Source organism: Olivibacter sp. SA151, assembly GCF_054130995.1.
Map to the genome: position 1 here is coordinate 3172562 of NZ_CP096391.1, position 23645 is coordinate 3196206.

The following is a 23645-nucleotide window of genomic DNA, read 5'->3' on the forward strand; positions in this document are numbered from 1 at the left end:
ATGTAATGAAAGAACCCTGACGCTGGCAGCGTAGCGACTTCCAGACATCCTACGGATTAAATGGAATATTAAACTTGAGAAGAAAGTATATAATTTACGATGTCCTTTATTTTTAAATCAATCAATTGATCCAAATCCAAACCAGAGAGCCAACCGGTAAAATCGATACCCTCTCCAAAATGTGCTTTTACTTTTTCCGAAAAAGAGACGATCTCAATACTATCCATCTCTAAATCTTTTGTAAAAGAACTTTCCATCGAGATGTCCATTTCTTCAATAAATTCTTCACCGATAATATCTGTTATAAACTGCTTCAATAAGCTAAAGATTTCCTCACTTTTTAGTTTGTTGTAATTTTCTACAGTGTCCATCCTATGATATAATTGTTGTACTTAATTGTTTTAACTTTTATACTTTCAATAATCAGCTCATCCCCTTCAATTGCACCTACTTGATAAGTCTTTGGATTGCCGGCCAAGCCCTTCCCAATTGACTTCCCATAAGCCTCTTTTGCTACCCAAAAGCGCGTAATCCACTCGTCCCGATCTTCTTTTCCTTTTAACAAAAGTCGTTCGTTGGCCGTCAGGGCGATTTCTTCAAAACCCACCCCTCTCGACTTGATTTCTTCCATATCGATTCCAACAGGTTTACCGAGTCGTGCAATGGCTACGGCTTCATCATTTTTATGTGCTATTGAGATCTGAACATCTGCAGCTAAAGGCCCTTGTATAACGGGCTGTCCGGTAGCAAGTTTAGCAATACTAAATTCTATGGGGTAATAGGCAGTGTTCGTTTCTCTTAAGAGTAATGATCTTATCGCATCTCTTAAGGCAACACGACTAACTAACCATTTCTTTCTCTTGTTAAGCGCTAAGCCGTTTAGGAAGTTACGATCCGCTAGTGGCAAGTAACGTTTTGCAATAAAATCCCACGAAATAACTTTTTGGTAAGCCTTGTGAAATTTGAATACCTCCGGATATATCTCCTCCGACAGTAGGTTGAATTTAGGAGACATAGACACTTGCCATAGGCGTTCGTCAAACTCCAACCGTATATTCTGCCATCCATTAATCACCGCCCAGACCTTTCCGTCTCTTTTAAGCAGAAAGTTGGCGGTAGCCGTTTCGTCATTGATGTCCGTTAGCGAACACGTACATTCGAATTCGCCTGTCTGATCAGCGAAATCCTGATAAAATATAATTTCATCGATTTTGATAGGAAATGCAACTTTATTCACCTTTAAGGTTAATTGCAACCATAAGCCGAATAATTGCCCGGCATTATCTAGCAGTGAGCCTTTTCCTCCACTGCCAACGATTATTCCCCTTATTCCCTTATCACCAATAGAATTGACAGCTTTTATACCTTGATAAGCTGGCCCATGGAACATGTGTCGATCATAAATGGTTACGGGATCAATTTGTATATCCAATAAATTACCCACCGTTAACAGTTGCAAAGAAGAGCTCTCCAATTTTTCGGCTAATACAACTTCCGCCTCGGCATACTTATCAATTCGGACGCTCCATATAGAGTCATTTTTCCTCTCACCAACTACTTTTTCCCTGAACGGCTTACTCACATTCATCCATTGGAAAACCCGGATCTGTTGTATTCTGCTCAACTTTCGTTGTCTTTCGTGATTAAAAGCAGCTTCACCTAGCAATTCCAAAATCATTGTCATCGGAATTACCGGATCCATATCTTCCGGACAATGCCACCCTGGCTTTTGTTTTACCAGTGCATGGTCTATAAGATAGGGATGCTGATCTAGCGAAATATTGAACGGTGTTTCAAAATGCCCGGGCACATGAGATTCGGTTCCAAACCTATTAAAACGCTGTGGTAGTGGATTCAAAAACTCCTTGTTTTCAATCAGTTCGATCAGATCCGAATACATACCCATCGCTTCCTCCATATTGTCCATCACAGCCATTGCAAGTGGATGTTTTACCGTTCGTTGTGTTCTCACATAACCGGTATCTTTAGGTGGCTTTGTAAACGATGAATGGACCGGAAAATCCCATGTGCTTACAAGCGGTGAACCAAGATTTAACTTAACAGATGCAGCCTTCTGTGATTTTGTTTGAAGACCTAAAAAATCTAAGTCGACTTCTTTACCGTCGACATACAATGAGGCAAGTATTCTTCGCAACTGAGATAAACCATCTCGATAGGGAGAAGTAGCAGATAAAGCATTATATGGATTTCCTTTGAGGGTATCATCAACAAAGCCTGTTATGCCGCCTGCTCCAATCTGGATAAAAACACGCACTTGTTCTTGATGGTATAATTTTTCAATAAGCTCCCTGAATCTAACCGGCTGTATTAAATGTTCAACATTAAGTTGTCTTATCGCCTCCACTGTATCAGGGTAAGGGGCCAGGTTTGTGGCAGACCAAACTGGAATCTTTACCCTTAAAAAATCTATTTCTTCGATGCCTTCCAATATTTGAGGCACTCTATCTTTAATAAAAGGACTATGGAAACCGGATTGAAATGGTAAAACCTGATGAAAAATTTGGTGTACCTTCAATTCTGTAATGAGCTGCTCAATTGCTTCGTATGTACCGCAGAGTATTACTTGCTGAGGGCAATTGTCATTTGCTAAATAGAGGGACGGAATTTTTTCTGAAATCCCCTTAATACGTTCATAACTACAACCAACTGCGATAAACCTGGCATAGCTTACTTCAAACAATTGAGGATCAAGCTTTGTTATTAGATGTTTGACAGAACTCGTTGTAACCAAACCTGCTGACATGGCCGCCAGCCACTCGCCCATGCTATGTCCTGCATTGATATCCGGTACAACCCCGAGTTTTTTCATCGCTAGATCAATCGTTCTACTATTTTGAAGTTGATTCAAGGCAGAAACAAAAACTTTTGTCTCATGCATAGAATCTTCAAGTAGAAACTCCTGCTCTATTTTAAAGTATTTGGAAACACTTTCGGTTTCGCCCGATGATAAGCCATCTAGACCGGGGAATAGAAAAGCAATTTTCTTCTCTCCGCGTAGTAGCGGCGCATTTGTATACCATATATCCTGTCTATTACGCCAGGGCTTATTTTTAGTCACGATATTGATCGCCTTTTTAATCCGGTCTACCGTTGGATTAAAAACTGCTATGCGAAAATCACCATCGCCTATATCATTGCTGTCACTTTCTAGCGCTAATATTAATTCATCCACACTTTTTCGTGCCAATACTCGCACTTCATCCTCTGCTGTTAGCTTGGCCTGATGTACCGTATTTTTTACTGTAAAAGCTTCCAATACAACATGCGCATTGATGCCGCCAAAACCGAAGGCATTTACACCGGCCCTTAGCGGTAAACCGCTGTTAGACCAGTTTATCGGTTCATTTACCGGTTCAAATCGAGTTTCGGCCATAACCTCAATAGGTGAATCGCAGTGCAGGGTAGGGGGCAGCGTGTCATTATACAGGGCTAGAGCCGTTTTTATTACACCGGCAATGCCAGCCGCGGGCATCGCATGTCCAATCATGGATTTTACACTCCCGATTTTTGCTTTATTCCCTTTGCTAGCCGAACCAAACACCAATTTAAGCGTTTCCAGTTCAGTACGATCGCCAATAACCGTGGCGGTACCATGGGCCTCTAAGTAACCGATATCGTTAACAGACAAACCAGCTTGTTGCCATGCCTGTTCGATTGCCCTCGCTTGTCCTTTGGTGGAGGGACTCATGACACTCGTTCCCGAACCATCGCTGCTTATACCGACACCTTTTATGACACAATAAATCCGATCACCGTCTAATAATGCTTTATCGAGCGTTTTCAAGACTACGAAACCACAACCTTCACCAATTATTAATCCGTCGGCGTCCTTATCAAACGGCCTACTTTGCTGCCGTTTGGAAAGCGCTCCCAATTGATGGAAAATACTCCAAAATGTGGCGTTTTGGCCGACATGAACACCTCCGGCAATGACCATATCCGATCGATCGTTTACTAATTCGTTCACGGCATGGTCTATAGCCAATAAAGAACTTGCGCAGGCAGCGTCAACGGTATAAGCGGCTCCTCCTAGGTTAAAACGATTAGCCACTAATGAAGCAATCAGGTTAGGTATGAGGCCCATCGCAGTATCCGGAGTGAAGCGCCCTTTTTTCTTCTGGAACTCCTTTTTTATCCGCTTGATCTCCTCCTCTTTTAAATCCGGCATTAAGTGCCGTATAACATTCACCAGCTGCTCTGCTGCATGTACAACTTCGACCGCTCGCGTCGCCCCAGGCCCCACGTAATTGCCTTTTCCTATGATAATAGAAGTTCTATCAAGTTTGTATTTGTTCTTCCAAACACCGGCATCTTCCAAAGCGCTATGAACTAACTGAAGCGTGAGTAATTGATCAGGTTCCATCCCTTCTACAGCAAGTGGAAGAATACCGAATGTAACGGGGTCAAAATGCGCATAATCATCAATAAAGCCACCACGCGAGCAATAGAATCGATCGTAGGATTCATCATCGGGAATAAAATACCGTTCGTTAATTCTACTTGACGGTATGGGTCCCGTAGCATCAACTTTCTTTAAAATGTTATTCCAATACGAATTGATATCGGGAGCTCCCGGAAATACAGCAGACATCCCGATAATTGCAATATCTTTTTTATTCATTTCTGCGTAACTATGCCATAATTAAAACCCGACTCTCATTTCCATATTTTATTTCATTGGCAAATGTTTCTTTTCCTCTCTCCAAAGGAATTAAAGATATGCCTCGGCGTTCGTATTCTTTCTCGAGGCTGGAGGACACCATCCCGGCACCTTTCCATGGTCCCCAATTGATTGCCATTACTCGACCTTTCATTTTCTTTCGTAACACCTCTGCATAATGATCCAGCACACTGTTTGCCGCTGCATAATCGGTTTGGCCTCTATTTCCATAAACAGAAGCTATGCTGGAAAAGAACACAATAAATTGCGTATCATTTCTCAATTGTTCAGCGAGTACGCGTAATGGGGTCACTTTCGTACTAAAGACCCGTTCGAAGGAATCAGCCGTTTTATTTTCAAACAACTTATCTTCCAAAATACCTGCTCCATGAATTACGCCATCAATTCTGCCATATTTCTTATAGAGCTCCTGTATCAGAAGCACTAGCGCATCTTCATCTCTTACGTCAACAGCATGATAACTCACATTTGCACCTTGTTCCCTAATAGCCTGCATGCTACTTAGGATTTGTTGTGTTTTATGCAACTGTATTGTCCTTTGTTCAATCTCTGCAGGTGACTTGGAATACCCTTGCTCAATTAGGCTCTTTCTGATTTCCTCTTTGCTTTGCATGATAATCTGATTTGAGTCCACGTCACTCGGATATGAAGACCGGCCTACTAGCACATAATTACAAGGATACTCCTTCGCTAAATGTGTAGTTAACGCGGCGGTAATCCCTTGGGCACCCCCTAAAACAAGAACAACAGCATCCTTATCCATAACAAACGGACTTCTGTTTGCAGTCTGTAAAGGATCGTTCGTTTCTTTAACTGCATGTCTAAAATTATCTTTGTAATAGATAACTGATGGCTCATCCGTGCAAAGCATTTCATCAATCAATAAGTCAGGAATTTTATCTTCTTTTGTTTCATTCATAAAATGAATGGTCCGACATTTTGCCTGATCATATTCTTTATCTAAACTTTTAATAAAACCCGTATATCCTTGATAACTTCGTAGAAATTTGGGGTCTTCATTCTTATCAACATGAGCACCGTGATCAGATAACACATAGACCCACTTAACACGGTTCATATCCAAGGATTTTACCATGCGGACGGCATCGATAATATTTAATCGGTGATTAGATGCGACCATATCTAAAATTACCAGTCCGTCATAGCCTGCCAGGTCTTTTTCTTGTGGTACAATATCGACAATTGCGCCTCGTTCTTCCAGCTTCTCTTTAATCAGAAAACCGAGATTCCCATCGCGTGTAATGGCAACTTTTGCACCTTGCAAGGTATTAGGATATTCCTGTTTTAATAAAGCATGAACATCTGTCAATTCAAACTTGATCCGTTTCAATGTATCACTAAGTTCGTTATTTCCAAGTAAGGTGTCAACGAACGGCTTTTCTTTATCTGCAAGGCTTTTAGATTCACCGTTAGCTAATAGTTTGGCGGCTATCCAATCGATCAAATGATTTAAGGTTTTAAACGCAGACAGCTTTTCCATTTGCTCTTGGTTTTCCTCATCGCTAGGCATAATAGCCTCTAATTTACCTTTGAGTTCACCGATTATTTCGATTCTTTTGATGGAATCTATACTTAAATCAGCCTCCAAGTCGAGATCAAGACCGAGCATTTCCGTTGGGTATCCTGTTTTCTCACTTACGATTCCTAGAATCATATCTTGGATATCACCTTTCTGAAGCGCAGGTTGTTGCCGGGTTATTTCCGTTGTTAAGGTTTCATTAACATCGTTTATAATGTTTGCGTCAAACCATCCAAGTAAACCATTAAGTGTTTTGATGGAAGCCAATTGTTCCACCATTTCATCTTGGCTTTTATTTTTAAACTGAAAGTTACTTAACTGTATACGCAACTCGCCAATAATTTCGAGTCTCTTAATGGAATCAATACTCAAATCTGCTTCCAGATCCAGATCCATTCCTAGCATATCCTTTGGATAACCTGTTTTTTCGCTTACCACGTCCATCAGAATCGTAGACAAAGGCTTTGTCGTTTTTGGACCGGATGTTATTAGTTCGTTTTCATTAGCTTTCTTACCTACAGGATCCGGAGATTGTTCTCTCTTTTCAATGAGACTAGGCATTGATGCCGGAACCGTATTAGGATTTGTATGGATATAATTGTTCGTACTAGGCTGTCCTAGATAGGCGAGGAGGACATCCCGTTGTGCTTGAATTAGCATCTTCATACCTGCTAAATATTCCAAGGTGAGCTGCTCAGCAGATCCTTGTACCGATAAAGTATCACTTTTTGTGTTGTTTTGCACGGTCAGTTCTTTAAAATTAATGATAGGCTTCGTTACAGGCAGTGCACTGTAAGCGGGTAGCTTGCCTTGAGCAGGCATCGCCATCTGACCATCCACGAGCCAGATTGAGGAACTTTTCTTGAGTTTCTCCGGGTTGTCCAGATCTAACCAAGTTGCTTGTCGATCTGCAAATAAAACATCTATCTGTACGGTTTTCCCTGTAGCTATATATTGCGCTAAAGCCACTAATAGTTGAAAAATACCGTGTTTTCCATTTTCCTCTGTATGTATAACAACCTCTTCCTTGCCTAAAATCGACTTTGTCAAACTTGTTAGCGTCTTACCTGGCCCAACCTCAATAAAAATTCGGGCACCATTCGCGTACATTTCTTCTATTTGGTCTGAAAAAAGCACAGGATTGACAATATGAGAAGCCAAACGGTTCTTGATTTCGGTACTTTCCGTTGGGTATAAAGCAGCACTTGTATTTGACCAAACAGGAATGCTAGGCTGTTTAAATGAAAAACCGTTCAATAAATCAGCGTAAAGAGATTCCGCCTTTGCAATTAACGGACTATGAAAAGCACAGGCTACTTCCAGTTGCCGGTAGGAAATTTTTTGTTCCTTTAAGACCTGCATAAAGCTTTCCATCACAGCGGATTCACCTGCTAGAACCCATTGCTGTGGAGAATTATGATTGACGGCGTATATGTTCTTTCTCGAAGACAACAACTGATCGATCATCGCTTTATCACCGTTTACGGCTACCATAATCCCCTTGTCGTCACCTGTCGAGGCCAAGATAGCTTCGGCTCTCCCTTTACTTAAAGCAACGAGATCCCCCTCATTGAACACCCCTGCAAATGCGAGTGCCGGAAGCTCTCCGTAGCTATGGCCTGCCAGCATATCGGGGATGACGCCAAGATCACTCAAAAGGTTAGCAATCGCTATATCTATTATTCCTAAAAGCGGTTGCGCCATACGCGTATCTTTAATGGCTTCCTTTTGTTTCTTTAAACTTTCTTCACTGAAAGCATTGCTAGGAAAAAGTATTTTTTCGTATGCCGGGTAACGACTGAGAAGTGATCTCATCCGTGGAAAGTTCACCAATAGCTCTCTAGCCATGTGTATTCGCTGACTTCCTTGACCAGCAAACAGGAAGGCCGTTTTTCCCTTAACCTCCTTTGTTATGTATGTATCCTTCGCATGCGTACCGGACAATACCAAATCTATCTTGAATTGCAGATCTGCTATGGAATCAGCGATTATAGATAATTGTACCGGAGCATTGCTATAGGTAGCAAGAGAGAACGCAATATCACGTAACTTTACCGAGTCGTTCAGATCAATTAATCGTTTTGTTTTCTTGAGTAGGAGACTGGCCTCTTCGTAATCATTTCCTCTGAAAACAAAGAGCTCCGCGGGCCATTGCTTCGTAACAGAGAACGGTATTTCCTTGTTATCTGCATGATTGGAAATAACGGCATGAAAGTTTGTGCCGCCGAAACCAAAAGCACTAACTCCGGCTACTCGTTGTGGATTGGACCATAAACCAGCTTTGTCGGTAAATACAAACGGACTTGTTTTTTCGTTGTAAAAACCATTAGGTTCTTTTAAGTTAATAGTCGGTGGTTTAATTCCGTAATATACACTCAACGCACTTTTAATTAGGCCTGCCATACCTGCCGCGCATTTTGTATGCCCAATTTGGGTTTTAACTGAACCAAGATGGCTTTGTTGCGGGATGGCTCCGCTCTTAACCATTGCCTGCGTTAATGCACTCAATTCAGTGCGATCTCCAACCACCGTGCCGGTACCATGTGCCTCGAAGAGTTCAACAGATGATATGGATAAACCCGCCTGCGAATAGGCTCTTTCCAATGCCTTCGTTTGTCCGGCAAGTCGAGGTGCTGTTAACCCCAGACTCTTTCCATCGCTGGAGCCGCCTACACCTTTAATCACGGCAAAAATTTGATCACCGTCCCGTTGAGCATCTTCCAATCTTTTCAGCACAACCATTGCCACACCTTCGCCTAAAGCGATGCCATCAGCCTCCGCATCAAAGGTTGCGCATCGACCTTTTTTCGAAAGAGCATGTGTACTGGCAAACATCAGATAATCATTGATACCATTATGTAAATCCGCCGCTCCGGCAATCACCATATCAGATTTGTTGAGGATGAGCTCTTGACATGCCAAGTCGATAGCCGCCAGCGAAGAAGCACATGCAGCATCCACTGTATAATTGCGGCCACCAAGGTCTAATCGATTGGTAATTCGACCGGCAATTACATTTGCCAATACCCCCGGAAACGAGTCCTCAGTAAGTTTTGGTAAAGATTCATCAACTTCCTTCGGTATTTCGCCGAAAAATTGCGAGAAAAGTGCTCTGAAACTGTAATTATTGGCCAAGTCATTGCCACCTTCCGCACCTATGATAACCGATACATTCTCCTTATTAGCGTCCTTCGCGGCATAACCTGCATGTTCAAGTGCCCGCTTTGCAACAAGCAGACTCAACAGCTGTGTTGGATCAATAGCGGCCAACGACTGCGGGGGGATTCCAAATTCAAGCGGGTCAAATTCGATCTTCGGTATAAATCCACCCCATTTTGATGGAGATTTGCTGCCGTTGGTATCTAATGGATCATAATAAATCTCTTTATTCCATCTTTCATCAGGTACCTCCGTAATACAATTTTTAGCATCTAGTATATTCCGCCAAAAAGCGTCAATATCCTGTGCTCCCGGATAGATACATGCCATTCCAATAATAGCTATATCGATCGCATGATTGGTTGTTTCTGTTAAGGTAAAGGTCTCTGCATGTTCAATATGTTTATAATTGTTTTTGGCGACATCTTCATGTAAATCAGCTATGGTTCTGATCTTATTGTTTAAAGCGGCTACCTGTCCGATCATGTACATACCCTTTTGATATTGCACATCCTCGTTCAGATATATCAGATTCTCAGATACCCGTTCGATTCCTTTGCTAGCGATGCGCAAACGCCCCACGTTTAACTGCTCCAATGATTCCCATATCTGCTTTTTATCGACACCATCCTTTTCAAGTCTCCGCTTTTCTTCTTCGAAGTAGGAGGTAAAAGGCGATTGCAAACATCTGGTTTCATGGCCGGGAGCAGTTTCTAACAGAACGGTTTCCGCCTGCTTTATCGCTTGTTCCTGAAAACCAGGCAGAATAGCACCCGAATCAACCGCCTCCTTTGTGTAAATATAAGCTGACCCCATGAGCACACCAATTTTTGCACCACCGATAGCTAATGGAGCACTCATGATGGATACAAAGGCACTTGAAAAACTATCATGTATTCCACCGGCAAAAAATAGTTCAAATGATGGTAGCTGTTCCTCTTTTAAAATACGCTCAATTTGAAGTTCCCAAAGTACCAGAGACGATAACGGACCAACGTGCCCCCCACACTCTCTTCCTTCGAATACGAACTTTCTTGCACCCTCTTTTATAAATAGGTCAAGAAGGGTAGGAGAAGGAACGTGCAAGAAGGTTTTAATCCCGGCTTTTTCAAAAGGAATCGCTTGGGACGGACGACCACCGGCTACGAGTAGGACAGGGGGCTTTGCCTCTAAAATGTAGCGAGACTGTTCCTCCCTTAATTCTTGCGGCGCAAAACCGAGGATTCCGACACCCCAGGTTTGGTCTTGAAGCACTTTTTTCGTTTTTACGATCAATTCTTTTGCTTTTTCACCCGTCATTAACGAAAGTGCTACAAAAGGCAGTGCACCTCCCAAAGATACAGCTTCCGCAAAACTTGGAAGATCACTCACTCGAGTCATTGGTCCCTGCGCTATTGGATAGCGTATCTTAAGCTCCTCCGCTAAAGGATTATCTTCTCTTAACACATGCTCAGTTTTGGCTTGCTTAATATGACCATTGATAGCTTCAAGTAAACCGGATGCGAGGTGATTGATTGTTTTATAGTTGCTAACAAGTCCTTTTGACAAGATAACATCTTGCCCCATAGGCAAATAAGAGTCTTCCAGTGTATAGTTTCCATTCAAGTATGGAAGTAAATCCGAGAAAGTAGCACCTTGGGGAAGTTCCGGTGCATTAGGGCGATTTAATACGCGGAAGTTACCGACTAATTTAGTTTCGGTGCCGTTTAATTTTTCAATGACATTTTTTAGCGCTTGCGGTGCCTTACATTCCGGGAATAACGATAGTTGATTATCCATTACGATTCCGTCCGCTCCTAATCCAATAAGTGCTGCGGCAGAATGAATCCCTATACCACCTTGTACCCATACTGATAGACTTTGCAGATCAAAATCCTGGATCACATGCTGGAATAGAATATAAGTGGCTTCATAGGCAACTTGACCTCCCGATTCATTTCCCTTAATAATAATTGTTTTTGCACCTCTGGCCTTGGCGAGTCTTGCCTCTTCCACAGAATAAACTTGAAAAATAATTTCTACGTCAATAGCCTCCATTGAGATTTCGTTAGAAAATGGCATAATAATATATGCTACAGACGATGGAAGTTCCTTTGATGGAATGTGAGAGTCAGGAAAACAAAGACCTATGGACTTTGGCTTATAGGATTTTATATTATCGTATATTTTTTCTATCTGATCGTGATTTCTACCGATATGGAGAACCGGTACAAAAGGGGTTTTACTAAGTGCCTTCAATAAAGCCAAATCAGGAAGCTCGAAAGGGGTAATACCAATCAACTTTGCTGTTTTCATGATGCTAATAATTATAAGTGTAGTAAACGATAAAAAATAGTTGGTTGGATTTTTTTCGTTTAAGGGATCTGCTTATTGTTCTGTTTCATAAATTTGATGAACTATTATGTGAGGTTCTTACGAAGGCCAAATCAGCATTCGTTTTATTAATTTGCTTTGTATGTGCATAAATTCAAAAGCGAACAAAGAAATAGAAGAGGTGTCTTTAAATTACAATATGCAATCATCATTCTTTTGTGTTTGCCTCGAATAGCGTGAGATTATAACAAAGCATTTCTATCTGTTATTTGTGATGCAAATTAGTAAATGATGGACTTTTTTCTTTTGTTCATTTTGTTCATTGGTTTTTTAAAGCAAATCGGCAACATTTCAACTGTTTTTCGATCGGTAATGATGGTTTTGTTGATTTTTTGTTAAGAAAACATTAAAGAAGCTCGATTCCATGTTAAATACGCATAAAAAAAGTTCCAAATATTATGCGAGCGCCCTCCGCATTAGCATAAATCTAATGCGGTACCAAAAAACATGCTAAGCCTATTCTGCGTCATCATGTGCTAAAATGAAGTGTCTGACACTTTAGTAAAAAACATTCGATTATCCAGCTCCCTAATTCACACAAAAGCTTAGTAATATATGTTAACTATTCTAAATTCGGACAGTTATGTTAAAAGTAAGCAAGCAGCAGTTGCGCTATTGTAATGATAGTTCTGATGGTTATACTCGGGTAAAAAAGGGGAAGGGATATTGCTATTTAGACATCAATAAAAAGCCGATCGTTGATAAAGAACTAATAAAAAGAATAAAAAGTTTAGTGATTCCGCCAGCTTGGAAAAACGTTTGGATAAGTCCTTACGATAATGGCCATCTTCAGGCCACCGGATTGGACGATAAGGGGAGAAAGCAATACTTATATCACCCGCTATGGAACGAAACAAGAGAAAAGCACAAAATTAATCGTATCCTCGCCTTTGGAAAGGTACTACCATCATTGAGAGAGGCGATTACGGCTGATTGCAGACAACGAAACCTTGGTAAAGACCGCGTTTCTGCCATTGCACTCAGCATCATGGAAAACACTCTTATGCGCGCCGGGAACGACCGCTATCGACGGGAGAATAACAGTTATGGATTAACGACCTTACGAAGTCGACATGTAAAAATAGAAGGACAAATTGTTACTTTTAACTTTACAGGAAAAAAGGGCAAAAAGCACAACATTAAACTCAGTAATCGTAGTTTGACTAAGAGGCTTCGTCAGGTTATGGAAATTCCAGGCCAAGAGGTTTTTCAATATTATAATGACGATCAGGAAATCTGCTCCTTAGATTCCGGCGATTTAAATGAATATATCCAAAGGCACACCGGACAGAACTTTACGTCAAAGGATTTTAGAACATGGTATGCAACCTTATGGGCTTTTAAGTACCTACTTGAGCTAAGCACTGAAGAGCAACAGGTGAAGTCTTATAAAAAGAACCTAAATGCCTGTCTGGATTTCGTTGCTAAAAAATTGGGAAACACAAGAGCCGTATGTAGAGCTTCATATGTTTGTAATGACTTAATTGATGCCTATTTAGCGGGCAGCTTGCAAAGCTATCTTCGCAAAACTACTAGCGATGAAGTGAAATCACTGCCTATTCATGAAGTCGAACCACTCTTGATAACATTTCTTCATAACTTAAAGAAAAGCCAGCAAATCCTATTGAGATTAACTTCTTGATTGATCCAAATAGGACGAAGTGATTATTCAACTATTCATCCGAGCACTAAGGAGAGAAAAAGCCTGATCAAGGAACGAAATTTGCTTTTCGTTTATCAATCGTTTTGCTTCGTCTATGGAAAACCATCCAGCCTTGTCTATTTCGGGAAACTGTTGTATTCTTCCCGATTTGGGAGGCCATATCATCTCAAAGGTATTACTTCGGATGTTATCCAAGTCCATATTCCCTTCCAACAACCAGCATAGGACTTTCTTTCCGCCCTTTTGAATCACAGGGTCCAGCTCAATAAATTCGCCTTCAATGGAGCATCCCGTCTCTTCCTCAAATTCGCGTTTTGCTGCGGAAAGTGGAGGTTCGGCATTTTCAAACTCTCCTTTAGGGATCGTCCAAAAGCCCTGATCTTTTTTCGCAAAAAATGGCCCACCGGGGTGAACGAGGAAAAACTCCACCTTTCCGTCTTTTAGTCGATAAAGCAAAATACCTGCGCTTCTTTTCATAAGTATAAGGGCTCTTTAATTGACAAATGTATACCTTCTGTCAGAGAAAATCGAAGAATCAATCTGAATTGCGTTTATTTTTACAGGAGCTGCCACATATTTATACTTTTGCACAAATTATAACTCATGACTAAAACTAAACTAACAATCAACGAAAACGGCTCCCTAAGGGTGGAAGGAGAATTTGAAATAGTTGACAAAAACGGTACACCATATGGTTTGGATGGACGCACGGTTGTATCGATCTGTCGTTGCGGCCTGTCATCAAAAAAACCGTTTTGCGACGGCTCTCATAAAGGACATTTCGAACACGAAGCAATCGCGTTCGATCTCCCGCCGAAAAAATAGAACAACGATTCTCCAAATTTAAAAGCAGTTGTCATTCAAGGCAAATTGCGTCATAAAAGGGTGTTGCTTGCGACACCCTTTTATGCTAAATTTGTTATCTGAATTAAAGCGTTTAAGGCGGTATTTTAACATTAAAACCTCGTTCCATGAAACATATCTCTTTACTTAATCCAATAGGCGAAACGAGCTTGAGTAGCATGGAAGCCACCTATAAAATGTTCTCTAAAATTAATGAAGCGCTACAAAGCACCGGAAAGGAAGCTCTTTTCGACATTCAGATAGTGGGCCTTTCAGACGAAGCAGTTTCATCGGGCAGAATCTTTAGCATACGTTCTGACACGACGATTCATCAGCTAAAAAAAACAGACCTCATTGTTATTCCTGCTATTCACGGAAATATGAAAGATATTGTAGCCGTAAATCGTGAATTTGTGCCTTGGATTCAAAAGCAATATCAACTTGGGGCCGAAATTGCCTCATTATGTGTCGGTGCCTTTCTTTTGGCCTCTACTGGCTTGTTAAACGGTAGAAGCTGCACAACGCATTGGTTATCGGCTAATGAATTCAGTAGTATGTTCCCACACGTGAAACTGATGCCATACAAGGTTATTACGGACGAAAGGGGAATTTATACAAGTGGGGGTGCCTACTCGTCGCTAAATCTCATCCTGTATTTGGTGGAGAAATTTGCCGGGCGTGAAATGGCCATTCGATCATCGAAAATGTTTGAAATTGATATCGAAAGAAACAATCAATCTCAGTTTATCATCTTTCAAAGACAGAAAGATCATGAAGATTTAACCGTTCGGCGTGCACAGGAGCTTATTGAGGAGAATTTCCGCGAACGCATTACCGTTGAAGATCTTGCGGATAAATTGGCCACTGGAAGAAGGAACTTTGAACGACGCTTTAAAAAGGCAACCGGCAACACGATCTTAGAATACATACAACGCGTCAGAATGGAAGCCGCCAAGTTAAGTTTTGAGACAAGCAATGAAAACGTAAATGAGGTAATGTATAACGTGGGCTATAGTGATTCCAAGTCCTTTCGGACAACCTTCAAACGTATCACGGGCCTTTCACCAACACAATATAAAAGTAAGTATAATAGACAGATTGCCGTTTAAATAGAATAAGAACTTCAGAAGTACTAAAAACCAATAGATGCCCATTTTGTTAGATAAAGATAGAGATAAACCCGTCTTTTAGATTTATTTAATAGAATAATGGAAATTGTAATCATCATTGCACTCATTCTTATCAATGGCCTTTTTTCGATGAGTGAGCTCGCCTTGGTTTCAACCAGAAAGTTCAAGCTGGAAGCTTCAATAAAGAAAGGGGATACGGGGGCAGCTAAAGCGCTCGAATTAGCCAACAATCCAACGACCTTTTTATCAACGGTTCAAATAGGTATTACGCTTGTTGGTATTCTTACCGGACTTTTTAGCGGCAAAAGTTTAACGCTGACCGTGGCCAACTATTTAAGAAGCATCGAGTTAATTGCCCCTTACGCGGAATCAGTTGCAGTCTTTTTAGTCGTTTTATTTATTACCTATCTTACTATTGTATTCGGTGAACTCATTCCAAAACGGATAGGTTTGCATTATCCTGAGGCAATTGCGACAACTATCGCGGCGCCAATGACCATACTTTCCAGAATCTCTTTACCTATTATCTGGATTTTGACGAAAACCAGCAATCTTTTTTTTAACTTATTTGGAATAAAGGACTATCATGATGAGGCCGTCTCTGAAGAAGAAATAAATGCCATCATTAAAGATAGTACGGAGGGAGGGGAAATACAACCAATAGAACAAGATCTTGTCCGGCGTGTTTTTTCATTAGGAGATAGAAGGGCCGGCGAACTAATGACTCATCGCATGGATCTTGTTTGGATTGATATAAACGATAATTGGGAGACCATAAAATCAAAAATCCGAAGTCGACCTCATTCGGTTTATCCGGTATGTGAACGATCGTTGGATAATTTACTAGGACTGGTTTCGGTTAGGGAACTTTTTCTGCAAGAATCCTCCACTTCTTCACCGAACCTGAAGCGCCATGTCAGAAAAGCGCTGTTTGTTTCGGAATATACCGCGGCCTATCGAGTTTTGGAGCTATTAAGAAGCGCACAGCAGCATTATGGAATCGTTTTAGATGAATATGGTGATCTTCAGGGACTGATTTCTATCAATGATATATTAGATGAATTGATAAGTGATAAGACGGATACAGCAAACGATTATCAAATTATACAGCGTTCTGAAAATACATGGTTAGCTGACGGTCAGTTGCCCCTCTTTGAATTTATTCAATATTTCAAGGTGTCTGATGTCCCTGAAACCAATAATTTCACCACGCTGGGAGGTTTATTGTTAAAACTGTTAGACCATATCCCTACCTTGACTGAAAAAGTTAGATGGAATAATTTTGAGCTTGAGGTTGTTGACATGGATGGAATGCGTATCGATAAGATACTTATTACCCGCATTCCCGAATAGCCTATTACAAGGACTGAAGAACTTCGCCCATTATACTAACACCCTTGTCAATATCGTCACGTTGTATTACCAAAGCTGGCCGAAAACGAATGCTTCGCTCTCCACATCCCAACAATAACGCATTTTTATCAAGGCTTTTCTTTAAAAAATGATTTCGACTTTCTTTGTTCGGAAAATCAAAAGCTGCTAGTAATCCTCGACCTCTAACATTATTAATTATCGTGTACTTGTCTGCTAATGTCAAAAGCTTTTGCTGTAAATATTCACCGAGTTCGGCGGCTTGCGAAACGAGCTTGTCTTCTTCAATGATTTGCAAAATTTTAGTCGCTCTTACCATGTCAACCAAATTTCCGCCCCAAGTAGAATTAATCCGTGAGGGAACCTTAAAGACATTTGTTTTTATATCATCAATTTTTTCGCCTACTAAAATGCCACAGACCTGCATCTTCTTCCCGAATGCGATAATATCAGGCCTCGCCTTCGCCCCAAAATGTTCGTGGCACCAAAATTTACCTGTTAAACCTACGCCGGTCTGCACCTCATCGTAAATTAAAAGCGCATCATTTTCATTCGCTAAAATACGTAGTTGTTCCAAGAACTCTCTCCTTACGTGATTATCGCCACCCTCAGATTGTATAGGTTCAATAATAATAGCGCAAATATCATCTCTATTGTCGGCAAAAGCTTGCTTAATTTGAGCTAGCGACTGTTCTTCGCGTTTAAGAAGATCTTCATATCCTTGGTCAGTAAAAGGAAATTCGATATACGGAACGCTCACTCTGGGCCAGTCAAATTTGGCAAACCATTTCGTTTTCTCCGGTTGTGTATTGGTCAAACTAAGGGTATAACCTGTACGACCATGAAAAGCTTTCTGAAAGTGTATAACTTTAAACCCTCTTTCTTTAATATATCCCTTTTGGAAATTTTTTTGTACTTTCCAATCCATTGCTGTTTTCAGCGCGTTCTCCACGGCCAAACCACCTCCCGCAATAAAAAAAGCGTGCGGTAAATAAGAGGGAATCCCCACACGATCAAATGTGTCTACAAATTTAGCGTACTGCATTGTATAAATGTCCGAATTAGATGGATTTGTTAATGCTGCTAGTAGTAAATCTTCTTTGAAATCGCCATCATTTAACATTTTAGGATGGTTATAACCCAGTGGTACGGAAGCAAAGCAAGTGAAGAAGTCGAGAATTTCTCTGCCATGCTTTGAATCGTACATCATAACGCCTTGGCTCTTCTTTAGATCCAATGTTAAGTCATAACCATCAGTAAGTACGTGTTTACCAATAATGGCCTGTGCATTTTCGGGAGTAATGGAGATCCTGTTCATAAAATGCTATTGATTTGGTTTATTATCAAACATAAGATAAAATTTCAAAAAAACGCAATTTATACCGAATAATTATTTCATATTTCAATTTCAACCTATTATTTATGACAAAAAAATACCAATTCAACAAAATATCACTAAAACTCGTCTATTTTACCTAAAATACCGATTAGTCCACCGGTATGCAGGACTAAAATTCTTGCACCTTCTTGGAAGTAATTGTTTTCAATCAAATCCATCAACGCATAGAAGGTTTTAGCTGTATACACAGGTTCTATTAAGACACCGGTGCTGCTAACAAACGACTTAGTAAAATCCATTAATGGCGGTTTTGTTTTTGCGTATCCACCAAAGTGATAGCTTGTATGTATTGTAATGTTGTCTGCTTCATCGTACAATTTTTTTATATCCTCTAAGAGAAAATCACCACCGGCGAGAACAGAAACACCATGTAATTTGGTTTGTTGGTTACGCTGTTTTAATCCCATACTTAAGCCAGCTAAAGTCGTACCCGTCCCACAGGCGCAAAAGATATGATCATAATCTGCGTGAAGCTCATCAATTATTTCCGCACAACCGAGTAAAGCCAGAGAGGAAGCGCCTCCTTCGTTGATGAAATAGGCATATTTATGCTGTCCAAAGTAGCGATCAAACACATGTTGTTTATTTCTATAAGCCTCTCTTTCAACAAATATAAGCTGCATACCAAATAATTGACAAAGTTTCAGATTGGCGTTGTCTACCGGCTCGCCTCGCACAAAGCCGGTAGATTTAAATCCGAATGAAGCAGCGGCAGCGGCGGTTGCAAGGAGGTGGTTGGACCAAGCTCCGCCAAATGTTACCAAATGATTCCTTCCGTTTTTATGAGCATCTTGCAACAGATACTTTAACTTTCTCCATTTGTTGCCTGAGATAAAGGGATGGATCAGATCATCTCGTTTGATATCTACTGTATAGTTCTTTTTATAAAAAGGCTCGTATCGTAGTCGCTCTATAGGACTAAAAAAATTAAAAGGAAACATGCTGCGTAATTTTTGCCATACAAAACTAAACGGAAAAGCCGGCAAATATTAGATTGTTAGGTTTTTTATTCTAAAATTTATAGTAGGTTTGCTAACCCAAAATAAAACAACAATCTATGGTAAAATATGAAAGGTTCACGTTAAACAATGGCTTAAGGGTATTGGTACACGAAGACAAGTCGACTCCAATGGCCGTACTCAATATACTTTACGATGTAGGAGCAAGGGATGAGGAACCCGATAAGACGGGGTTTGCTCATCTTTTTGAACATTTGATGTTCGGTGGATCCGTTAATATCCCTCAGTTTGATTTGCCGCTGCAACGAGTTGGTGGCGAAAGTAACGCCTTTACCAGCAATGATATCACAAATTATTACATAACGCTGCCTGCCATTAATCTGGAAACTGCTTTCTGGTTGGAGAGCGACCGCATGTTAAGTTTGGCGTTTAGCGAAAAAAGCCTGGAAACGCAAAAACAAGTAGTATCGGAAGAATTCAAGCAACGTTACCTTAACCAACCTTACGGAGATGTATGGCTTAAGTTACGACCGTTGGCATACAAACAGCATCCCTACAAATGGGCCACCATCGGAAAGGAAATTTCCCACATAGAACTGGCATCAATACAAGATGTGAAGGATTTTTTTAAGAAACATTACACGCCGCAAAATGCCATATTAGTTATTGCAGGAGACGTGGACGTAAGTGTGGTAAAAGATTTAGCCGAAAAGTGGTTCGGCTCCATTTCTTCCGGTACCAAATATATTCGCAATCTTGAGGCGGAGCCAAAGCAATTGGAGGCGCGAAGAGAGGTAGTTACCGCCAATGTACCGGTTAATAGTCTCTATATGGCATTCCATATGAGCGATAGGCGTTCAAAAGACTATTATACCTGCGATTTGATTTCAGACATATTATCAAGAGGTAATTCATCCCGATTGTACCGTCGATTAGTAAAAGAGCAATCGCTTTTCAGTGAAATAAATGCTTATTTATTGGGCAGTTTAGATAATGGTTTATTTATAGTAGAAGGTAAACCTTTGCCAGGTACCACAATGGAGCTTGCCGAAAACGCTGTATGGGAACAATTACGTGATTTACAAAATACGCCCGTGTTGGGATATGAACTTGAAAAGGTAAAGAATAAAATAGAATCGACCATGGTATTTGCAGAGATGTCAATTCTCGACAAGGCGATGAATCTGGCATATTTTGAATTGCTAGGCAACGCAGATATGCTTAACGACGAAGTTGTAAAATACCTAAATGTATCCCCTGAGGATATACAGAAGACAGCACAACAAATATTTCAATTAGAAAATTCGTCCACTTTATTTTATTTAGCAAGTTAGCATGATAGACAGAACCATTGCCCCCCAATTTAATGTTGTAGAAGAAGTAAGGCTTTTGCAACCCGAACACGAAGTGTTACAAAACGGAGTAGATCTCTTTGTTTTCAACTCCGGGGAGCAGGATTTGGTAAAAATAGAATGGGTATTTCAAAACCTGAATACCGAAGATCTGCACCTTCCATTACTTAATATTGCCTTAGCCGGTATGTTTTTGGAGGGCACTAAACAATATGCGAGCGCGGAAATAGCGGAAAAAGTAGATTTTTATGGCGCATTTTTGCAGCCGGAGTATTCTTTTGATCATACCTCTCTTACTTTATATGCCCTAAATAAGCACGTAGAGAAGTTATTGCCTATTGTAAAAAGCGTTCTAACAGAAAGTATTTTCCCCGAAAGTGAGCTAAATACTTATGTTCGTAACAACAAACAAAATCTTTCTGTATCATTAAAGAAAAACGACTTTGTTGCAAGAAGAGTTTTTAACAAAACTATTTTCGACAGCAATCGATATGCATATTCCCCCGAAATAGAAGACTATGATCGATTAGAGCGTTCGGATATTTTGAAGCTCTATCAGCACCAGATAAATGCAGGTAATTGCACGATATTTATATCGGGAAGAGTGACAAACCAAGTCCATCAAACTGTTAGAAAGATTTTCGGAGATCAATGGGATGCCCGCCCGCTTGATCAAACGCAACAGCGCATGGTGGACAAGGGCTCGCAAAAGGGAAATCTCATACTTATTGAACGACCGGATGCCTTACAATCAGCTATTCGAGTAGGCTACCAAACCATCAACCGGAAGCATCCTGACTTTTCTTCACTTCAGCTATTAAACACGATTTTAGGAGGTTATTTCGGTTCACGATTGATGTCCAATATTCGCGAAGAAAAAGGTTTTACGTATGGCATCGGATCAGGCATCGCATCTTTAAAATATGGGGCTTTTTTTACCATAGCAACTGAAGTTGGCGTAGGGGTAACCAATGCAACACTGGTAGAAATCGAAAAAGAAATCGATCGTTTGCGAAATGAGCCAATACCGATAGAAGAGCTAAACTTAGTAAAAAATTACGTGAATGGTGCTTTTCTTGGCTCACTGGAAAACGTTTTCTCTCATGTAGATAAATTTAAAAACGTACACTTCGTTGGATTGGATTTAACATACTATAATCGCCACTTACAGATTGTAAAAAGTAGTACACCCGAAACCATTATGAATACTGCTAACAAATATCTTGATTATAATAATATGATCAAGGTAGTAGTTGGCAAAATGGTTGGTTAATCCGAAATAAACGCATTCATAAAGGCAGTCTCCGATAGGGGTCTTCGTCAAGAACCGGAGACTGCTTCTTTTTTAGAATATAAAATTAGTACTCAAGAAATTAGAATCTTGATGATTTACAATTTCATTGATGAGTTCTTTATTCTTGTCATTCATTTTGGTGGCTACCAATGATCGAATAGAGAAGGAACGCAAAGCGTCTACAACAGACAAGGTGCCCTCTGCACTATCTTTCCTACCAGTGAAGGGAAATTTGTCAGGTCCCCTTTGGCACTGGCTATTGATATTCACTCTGCTAACGAGATTTACGAATGGATCAATCAACGATGCAATCTCCTGCGCATGATTACTAAAAATACTTACCTGCATACCGTGGGGAGAATCAATCTGATATTTAATTGGCTCCTCAATCGAGTCATAGGGAATTACCGGAATAACGGGGCCAAATTGTTCTTCGCGATACAATTTCATTTTTTCATTTACAGGATAAACCACTGCGGGGTAAACAAAAGAAGCTAGACTAGCTCCGCCATTTTCGTTAACGACCTTTGCACCGTGCAGGAGAGCATCATCGATGCACTCTTTTAAATATTCCGGTTTACCTGGCTCCGGTAAGGGGGTTAAGCTAACACCCGGAACCCAAGGCATACCGAATTTCAATTTTGCAATGGCTTCCCCTAACTTAATAAGAAAATCATCCACAATGTCCTTATGAACAAAAACGATCTTAATAGCGGTGCACCGCTGTCCATTAAATGATAAAGCGCCCAATACAGTTTCATTAACAGCAAGCGAAATATCGGCATTTTTAGTAACGATTGCCGCATTTTTGGCATCTAAGCTAAGTACAGCCCGCAAGCGATTAATCTTTGGATGGCGTTTTTTAAGGTCATTTGCTACTTTACTTGAACCTATAAAAGCTAACACATTTATTTTGCCTGTTTGCATCAGGCCCGGTGTAATCGTTGCTCCTCGTCCATAGATCGTATTAACTACACCCTTTGGAAAAGACTCCTGAAAAGCCTTCAATAAAGGATAATGCAATAATGTACCGTGTTTCGGTGGTTTAAAAAGCAACGTATTTCCCATAATAATCGCCGGGATCAGCGTTGTGAATGTTTCATTTAAAGGATAGTTAAATGGCCCCATGCATAAAACTACACCAATGGGCGACCGTCTTATCTGTGCTACGACGCCTTCTTCGATCTCAAATCGGGATGACTGACGGTCTATATCTTTTAGTGCATCAATCGTAGCGTTTATATAATCAACTGTCCGGTCAAATTCTTTCGCCGCGTCCGTATGAGATTTCCCAATCTCCCACATAATCAGCTTAACTACTAACGAGCGTTGCTCGTTCATTTTGAAAACAAATTTTTGTAGACATTTAATCCGATTGTCAATACTCATAGTAGGCCATTCGCCACGACCGTTGTCATAGGCGTTTACAGCGGCATCCAGTGCTTCCAAGGCTTCCTTGTCGGTACAAATAGGATAGGTGCCAATAAATTTACGCTGCAAAATTCCTTGCGCGTCGGGTACACATATAGGCGAGTACACTTCGCTGACAGGACCTGTCCAGCTACGCATCTCCCCATCACAGAGATATTCTCGCTGATGGAGTTCTTCATGAATGGCAAACTCTTCCGGTATTTCGCTTTCCGGTACAAATAGAGATTTTAATTGATCGTTAAAGTTCATTTCTTTTGTTTGATAATGATTGTAAAACAGTCGATATTAAGCTGTGGCAACTTATCATCGCCTTCTGTTTGGATTTGGTGAAAATAGATAATTTATTAATATTTTCACAACAAAAACGCATATTAATAAACAGTTAAATAATTTTTAAGGCTTTATTTTAACAAACAAAAAAGGACTGAA

13 protein-coding genes are annotated in these 23645 nt (G+C 40.5%); 6 read left to right on the forward strand and 7 right to left on the reverse strand.

Annotated elements, in window-relative coordinates; genetic code table 11:
* Positions 1-68: 68 nt before the first annotated feature.
* Genes M1D52_RS13115 through M1D52_RS13125 form a run of 3 tightly spaced genes read right to left on the reverse strand, consistent with a single transcriptional unit; the run spans position 69 to position 11696 of the window.
* Positions 69-371: an acyl carrier protein gene (locus M1D52_RS13115; protein ID WP_013666941.1), complete on the reverse strand. Its 303-nt coding sequence runs from the start codon at positions 369-371 to the stop codon at positions 69-71.
* Entirely contained in the window at positions 359-4642 is a 4284-nt protein-coding gene (locus M1D52_RS13120; protein ID WP_437392771.1) for a type I polyketide synthase, read from the reverse strand. The genes M1D52_RS13115 and M1D52_RS13120 overlap by 13 nt, the downstream gene beginning before the upstream one ends.
* A 10-nt stretch (positions 4643-4652) precedes the next feature.
* Complete coding sequence (locus tag M1D52_RS13125) at positions 4653-11696, reverse strand: SDR family NAD(P)-dependent oxidoreductase (RefSeq protein ID WP_437392772.1); 7044 nt, start codon at positions 11694-11696, stop codon at positions 4653-4655.
* A gap of 661 nt (positions 11697-12357) precedes the next feature.
* Between M1D52_RS13125 and M1D52_RS13130 the strand changes: the two genes are divergently transcribed.
* Complete coding sequence (locus M1D52_RS13130) at positions 12358-13416, forward strand: DNA topoisomerase IB (protein ID WP_130855985.1); 1059 nt, start codon at positions 12358-12360, stop codon at positions 13414-13416.
* Positions 13417-13443: 27 nt separating this feature from the next.
* Here M1D52_RS13130 and M1D52_RS13135 read toward each other — a convergent pair whose 3' ends face one another.
* On the reverse strand, positions 13444-13914 hold the full coding sequence (locus M1D52_RS13135; RefSeq protein WP_013666937.1) for an NUDIX domain-containing protein: 471 nt from the start codon (positions 13912-13914) through the stop codon (positions 13444-13446).
* Between the two features lie 126 nt (positions 13915-14040).
* Between M1D52_RS13135 and M1D52_RS13140 the strand changes: the two genes are divergently transcribed.
* The 3 genes from M1D52_RS13140 (at position 14041) to M1D52_RS13150 (ending at position 16763) form a co-directional block, all read left to right on the forward strand.
* Positions 14041-14262 carry a CDGSH iron-sulfur domain-containing protein gene (locus M1D52_RS13140; protein WP_013666936.1) on the forward strand — a complete coding sequence of 74 codons (222 nt, stop codon included), beginning with the start codon at positions 14041-14043 and terminating at the stop codon, positions 14260-14262.
* Between the two features lie 146 nt (positions 14263-14408).
* A complete protein-coding gene (locus M1D52_RS13145) occupies positions 14409-15389 on the forward strand; it encodes a GlxA family transcriptional regulator (protein ID WP_013666935.1) in 981 nt (326 codons plus the stop codon).
* 99 nt (positions 15390-15488) lie between these two features.
* The gene (locus M1D52_RS13150) at positions 15489-16763 is read left to right on the forward strand and encodes a hemolysin family protein (protein WP_437360725.1); all 1275 of its coding nucleotides are present in this window, start codon (positions 15489-15491) and stop codon (positions 16761-16763) included.
* Between the two features lie 4 nt (positions 16764-16767).
* On the opposite strand, the gene lat is transcribed toward M1D52_RS13150, so the two are convergent.
* Together lat and M1D52_RS13160 are read right to left on the reverse strand one after the other, a co-directional pair.
* Entirely contained in the window at positions 16768-18099 is a 1332-nt protein-coding gene (gene lat / locus M1D52_RS13155) for an L-lysine 6-transaminase (RefSeq protein WP_437360723.1), read from the reverse strand.
* Positions 18100-18236: 137 nt separating this feature from the next.
* Complete coding sequence (locus tag M1D52_RS13160; RefSeq protein ID WP_437360721.1) at positions 18237-19121, reverse strand: 1-aminocyclopropane-1-carboxylate deaminase/D-cysteine desulfhydrase; 885 nt, start codon at positions 19119-19121, stop codon at positions 18237-18239.
* Positions 19122-19237: 116 nt separating this feature from the next.
* Between M1D52_RS13160 and M1D52_RS13165 the strand changes: the two genes are divergently transcribed.
* Both M1D52_RS13165 and M1D52_RS13170 read left to right on the forward strand, forming a co-directional pair.
* Positions 19238-20473, forward strand: a complete 1236-nt coding sequence (locus tag M1D52_RS13165; protein ID WP_013666931.1) for a M16 family metallopeptidase — start codon at positions 19238-19240, stop codon at positions 20471-20473.
* A gap of 1 nt (position 20474) precedes the next feature.
* Entirely contained in the window at positions 20475-21764 is a 1290-nt protein-coding gene (locus tag M1D52_RS13170; RefSeq protein ID WP_437392773.1) for a M16 family metallopeptidase, read from the forward strand.
* A gap of 72 nt (positions 21765-21836) precedes the next feature.
* Here M1D52_RS13170 and M1D52_RS13175 read toward each other — a convergent pair whose 3' ends face one another.
* Positions 21837-23465, reverse strand: coding sequence for an NADP-dependent glyceraldehyde-3-phosphate dehydrogenase (locus tag M1D52_RS13175; RefSeq protein WP_013666929.1), 1629 nt, complete (start codon positions 23463-23465; stop codon positions 21837-21839).
* Between the last annotated feature and the right edge of the window lie 180 nt (positions 23466-23645).